This window comes from Motilibacter deserti (genome assembly GCF_011250635.1).
Lineage (GTDB): Bacteria > Actinomycetota > Actinomycetes > Motilibacterales > Motilibacteraceae > Motilibacter_A > Motilibacter_A deserti.
The window spans coordinates 1-3,323 of record NZ_JAANNP010000156.1; the positions used below are offsets into that span (position 1 = coordinate 1).

Genomic DNA, 3,323 nt, shown 5'->3' on the forward strand with positions numbered 1-3,323 from the left:
GGCGGCGTAGTAGACGAAGACCCACCGCCGCCGCGCGCCGTCGCCCGCGGTCTCCAGGCCGGCCGTCCCGCTGGCCGTCGTCTCGGTATCGGCAAGGTGCAGTGCGCGGCGGTAGTTCGCCGCCCAGATGGCCAGCGCCCCCTCGACGCCGAGGCCCAGGTCGCCCTGGTCCGTCATTGTCACGATGCTGCGCGCCGTGGCGGTCGGATCGCGGAAGACGCACACGCGGACCGAGTCAGCCAATGCGGGGTCCCATGCGGGCAGCGTCCAGGAGAACCTCGGGTCCTTGCGCGCGGTCGGGCCGTCGGTGGGCGGCAGTTGCAGCTCGTCGACGAGCTCGTCCGGGCGCTCGATCGTGACGTCGGCGGGCAGCGCGGCGAGCCACCGCTCGCCCTCGCGCAGCGGCCGGGCGGCGAGCGGGCGGCCGTCGGGGGCGCGCAGGACGTCGTTGGTGTGGGGCGCGAGCAGCCGCTCGTTGATGCCGTTGATGCGTCCGGACTCGAAGTAGCCCTTGGGATTCGACTGGTCGGCACGCAGCAGGGTCCGGCCGAGGTGATAGCCGGACCCGGCGAGCAGTCCGCTGAGCAGGCTCGTCCCGCTGCGCCCGCAGCCGAGGACGACGCAGGAGCGGGGCGTGGTGGGCTCGGCCATGGGCCGCACCCTATGAGTAGACGGCCGTCCCGTCGCCCCGGGTGCCCGAAGCGCGAGACGGCCGTCTCATTCGGCGTCGAGATGCCCGAACGCCCGCCGCGTGCACGCCTGGCTCGTGCAGGCGATGCGAGGCCCGGAGATCCTTGACCTACGGGAACGGGAAGACCGCCGGGCTGCGCAGCCCCTTGCGCCCGATCGCCCGGACGCCGAAGACCACGTTGTCCTTGGACAGGTCGACCGTGACCCGGTTCACCATCCCCACCTCGATGGCGTGCGTCCACAGCGGCTCGTTCGTCGGCCGCCACACGATCTCGTAGCCCTCGGTCACGCCACTCCCGTCCAACGTCCACGTGAGGATGGTGTCGTTGCTGAGGTTCGACGTGAGGATCCGGACGTTGACCGGCATTCCCGGTGCCTGCGACAGCGACCAGAGCGTCGCGAGGTTCACCCGGGCCACGCGCGCGATGTAGTCCCAGTCGCAGAACTCGGGCAGGTCGCCGTAGACGACGCCGTTCTCCGTGCGCAGGTCCTGGTGCTGGTGGGCGAAGTCCTCGTTCGGCTCGGTGAACCGCACGGCGGGATAGCCCTGCTCGAGGAACGGCGTGTGGTCGCCGCCGCGCAGATAACGGTCGAGCCGGTAGATCATGCGAACTGACATTCCGGTGCTCTTGTTCTGGGCCACCTCGGAGATGAACCGCCCGAGCTGGCGTGCCGGCGAGTCGTTCTCCCCGCCGATGGACCGCCTGGTCGCGGCCCGCGACGCGCTCTCGCTCGGCGGGATGCCCTGGACGAAGCAGCGCACGGTGTAGCGCTCGCGCTTGCCGTCATCGCCTGTGCTCGACCCGATGATGTCGTTGTTGAGCATCGCCTGGACGTCGACGCCGGCCGCCTTGAGCTGCGTGGCCATGTAGGTCGAGCCGTAGAGGTTCTGCTCCTCGCCCGCGACCGCTGCGAACAGGATCGTGGCGTCCGGGTCCTTCGTCGCGATGATCCTGGCCATCTCCATGACGGCGGCCACGCCGGACGCGTCGTCGTTCGCGCCGGGCGAGTCGCTCGTCGCGTCGAGGACGTTGGTCACCCGCGAGTCGTAGTGGCCCGACACCACGTAGACCCGCTGCGGCTGCCGTGAGCCTTGCATCGTCGCGATCACGTTGCTGATGACCGTCGGCACCGGCACCCGTGAGGCCGGCTGCTGCAGGTAGGACTGGACCTGCACGGTCATCCGGCCGCCCGACGCCGCCGCGTACCGGCTGAGCTCGGCGAAGATCCAGTCGCGTGCGGCGCCGATCCCGCGTACGGGGTCGTCCTGCACCGACAGCGTGTGGCGGGTGCCGAACGACACGAGCTTGCGCACGATGGCCTCGATGCGCGCCGGGTCGATCTCGGCGAGCATCGCGCGCAGGTCGTTGTCGGGCTTCTGTGCGCGGATCTTCTTGCCCGGGCCGTCCGGCCAGTCGACCGTCGCACTCCACGGCAGCTCGGGGTCGGGCTCGTCCGCGGCGTGCGCGGCCTGCGCCGGCAGCTGCGAGCCGACGAGCCCGGCGGCCACGACGGCGGACCGCGTCAGGAACGCGCGTCGCGAAGCCGGCGGCTCCCCGCCCGCCCCCGTCGCGCCCGGCTGCATTCCGTCCTCCGAGATGGGCACAGCGATCCTCCGCGATTGGTACGTCCTCGCTCCCGAGGCGGGAGAGCCCACACCCCACCACAGCCGGTCTTTTCTGGTCAATATTGGATCTGTCCCGGATGTGAACTTTTGATTTCGTCATCGACCGATGTCAGCCCGGCGCCCGCTGCACGGCATAACGCTCCTGCTGCGCGGACGAGCCGGGCGTGAAGAACCCTGCTGCGGCTCGCTCCCAGCCGGCCACGGACGGATTGCGATGCGGGAGGTGCTCGGCCGCCCGGACGTACACGTCGAGCGCGTGGTTGCCCCCGACCGAGCCGCGCGGCCCGTCGAACCTGACCGTCGTGAGGTCGCGCCCGGCAGAGTTGTGCCGCCCGTCGAGGGCGGGGACGAGGTCGGCGCGGCTCTCCAAGGCGAGCACAGGAACCCCGCGAGGGGCCGGCAGCCGGCCCAGGGGAGCGCCCGCCGTGACCACGGCGGCGATGCGGAACCTGCGCCGGACGGCCTCGTCCGCCGCGATCGTGGCAGCCACCAGCCCGCCCTGGCTGTGCCCGACGAGCAGCACCGGAGCGTCCGCCGGCACACCGGCCGCCTCCAGGGCGGCGACCACGCCGTGGGCGTACGCGGTGTCCCGCCCCGTCACCGCGTGCACGTTCGTGGCGAGGTCCCGCACCCGCGCGCCGGGTCGCAGCGCCCACGACTCCGTGCCGGGCAGCTCCACGACGTACCTCACCGTGCCGTCGGGCGCGCGCAGGCGGCGCACGCCGATCTCACCGGGGACGGCGCCCGCCGAGCGGCGCTGGCGACGGTCGACACCGCGCAGCAGGTCCGCGACGCCGGCCGGGGCCACGAAGTCACCGGCCTGCGCCCGCCCGCCCGGCGCGAGCACGGGCGACCCGGCCGGCAGCAGCCCGCGCGGCACCGCGAGAGCGCCCTCGTACGTCGCCGCGTGCGGGGCAGCGCGCGCTCCACGCGGCAGCGGCACCCACAGCGAGAGCCCCGCCTCGACCCCGGCCAGGCCGCGCGCCACGGGCTGCACGAGGCCGGC

General features: G+C 72.8%; 1 protein-coding gene and 2 pseudogenes. All 3 read right to left on the reverse strand.

Going from position 1 to position 3,323, the window contains the following annotated elements; translation table 11 throughout:
* Window positions 1-651, reverse strand: a pseudogene (locus G9H71_RS21645) (hypothetical protein); the annotation flags it as partial.
* Window positions 652-799: 148 nt separating this feature from the next.
* Window positions 800-2,275: a M20/M25/M40 family metallo-hydrolase gene (locus G9H71_RS21650; protein ID WP_166284842.1), complete on the reverse strand. Its 1,476-nt coding sequence runs from the start codon at window positions 2,273-2,275 to the stop codon at window positions 800-802.
* A gap of 151 nt (window positions 2,276-2,426) precedes the next feature.
* Window positions 2,427-3,323: pseudogene (locus G9H71_RS21655) on the reverse strand (hypothetical protein); the annotation flags it as partial.